Below are 1,922 nucleotides of genomic sequence, written 5' to 3'. Positions count from 1 at the left end.
ATGCCGGTTGAGATACAGACATTGACCGAAATCTGGCGTAACACATTCCAGAAATTAGTTACGGTCAGAAACTTATCAGAAAGTACGCTGACAAGGATACACAGGACCGCAAGGGCGATCAGGGATTGAAAGCGGATGAGAACAGGTCGGTATTGTTGTAGGGCTAACTGCATAGGAATAAGGCAATTGTGGTTCAGGCTAGTGGCTGACTGCTTTTAAGGGGTTTCACACCGGCAATGGCGGCCTTCAGTAAGGTGTCTTCGGTCGCTTCGGCTATCGGAAAACTGGCCGTGAGCGCCCCTTCGCACATCACCAGAATCCGGTCGGCGACGGCGAGCAGTTCGGGAATTTCGGAGGAAACCATCAGAATCGACATCCCCTCGTCCGCCAGTTTCTGTATCAGTTTATAAATTTCGGTTTTGGCATTGATGTCGATCCCGCGTGTTGGCTCATCGAGCATCAGCAGCTTCGGGCGGGTAGCCAGCCATTTCGACAGCACGACTTTTTGCTGGTTCCCGCCGCTCAGGTACTTGACGGACTGTTGACCCGAAGCCGTTTTTATCCGCATATCCGCGATATACTGTTTGGCCAGCTGCGTTTCTTTCCGGTCCTGTAAGAATCCGTTGGTTTCGATCAGGTGCAGGGCAGTCAGGCTAATGTTGGTTTGTACCGGCAGTTCCAGAACCAGCCCGTCCCGTTTCCGGTCTTCGGGTACCAGGGCAAGCTCCGCCTGAATGGCCTGTTTCGGAGCATGAATCGTGACCGGCCGGCCATCGATGGTCACCTCCCCGCTCACCCGTCCGGGATGCAGGCCAAATAAGGCTTCGAGCAGTTCGCTGCGGCCTGCTCCCATCAGCCCGAACAGACCGACGATCTCACCCTTTCCGACGGTAAACGAAACATGGTTCAGCTGTAAGGTTTGTTTGCGGCTGGCATGCGTCATACACAACCCGTTGACCACCAGCCGCGTTTCCGTTGTCCGGGGTGCGGTGTGTTCCCGTCCCACCAAAACCTGACGGCCTACCATTTTGCGGATTAATGTATCATGATCCATCGCCGACATGTCGCCGCTTTCGATGGTCCGGCCATCGCGGAGCACCACAAACCGGTCGGCGATGGTAAACAGCTCATCCAGCTTGTGGGAGATATACACAATGGCCTTGCCTTTTTTCCGTAAATCATCAATGATTCCGAAAAGCACCGTCACTTCGCTTTCGGTAATTGCCGATGTCGGTTCATCCATGATGATTACCTCCGACTCGGTCAGTAACGCCTTCGCCATTTCGACCACCTGCTGTTGTCCGACTTTCAGGTCTCCCGTTAAGGTATCCGGATCGATGTTCATCCGCAGTTCGGTCAGCAGCTCAGCCGTTCGGCGGCGCATGGCCGATTGGTCCAGCAAGCCCCAGCGCGTGGTTAGTTCACGCCCCAGAAACAGGTTTTCGCGGATGCTCAGGTACGGGATCAGGGCCAGCTCCTGGTGGATGATGGCAATGCCGCACTGCTGTGCATCCCTGATCGAGCCAAACTGCACTGGCTGGCCCTTAAACCGGATTTGCCCCTCGTAATCGGTATAGACACCTGACAGAATTTTCATCAGGGTAGACTTGCCCGCCCCGTTCTCGCCAATAACCGCCGTAACGTTTCCGGCCGGAAATTCAAGACAGACATCATCCAGCGCCTTCACGCCCGCAAACTGCTTTGTAATGTGTTCAGCAACCAGCATATCGGCAGGATTTAATTGATTTGGATCGGTATAATCGTCAGTTTGTCCGTATGTAAATGAGCGTTGTTAAGCTCAAGGGCCCCGATAAACCGGAGCGTTGCCCCCGGTATCGCCTGTTTTTTCAGGGTTGGCACCGTAACCGCACGGACCTTTTCATTCAGGGCTTTGGCCACATTGTTCAGGTCACCGGTATTAT

General features: G+C 54.1%; 2 protein-coding genes. Both read right to left on the bottom strand.

Annotation, left to right across the window (positions count from 1 at the left end; all coding sequences use genetic code 11):
- Nucleotides 1-193: 193 nt before the first annotated feature.
- The gene (locus BLX24_RS30155; protein WP_071506888.1) at nucleotides 194-1,726 is read right to left on the bottom strand and encodes a sugar ABC transporter ATP-binding protein; all 1,533 of its coding nucleotides are present in this window, start codon (nucleotides 1,724-1,726) and stop codon (nucleotides 194-196) included.
- Nucleotides 1,727-1,737: 11 nt separating this feature from the next.
- A partial coding sequence (locus BLX24_RS30150; protein WP_143092911.1) for a DUF2291 family protein occupies nucleotides 1,738-1,922 on the bottom strand: 185 nt, incomplete at its 5' end.

The organism is Arsenicibacter rosenii, assembly GCF_001870735.1.
Classification (GTDB): domain Bacteria; phylum Bacteroidota; class Bacteroidia; order Cytophagales; family Spirosomataceae; genus Arsenicibacter; species Arsenicibacter rosenii.
The sequence above is the reverse complement of the archived record's forward strand: the minus strand, read 5'-3'. Positions and strand labels throughout refer to the sequence as shown.

Bases quoted from the DNA above. Each gene is read 5' to 3' on its own strand.
- BLX24_RS30155 (WP_071506888.1), bottom strand. From the start codon at position 1,726: ATGCTGGTTGCTGAACACATTACAAAGCAGTTTGCGGGCGTGAAGGCG.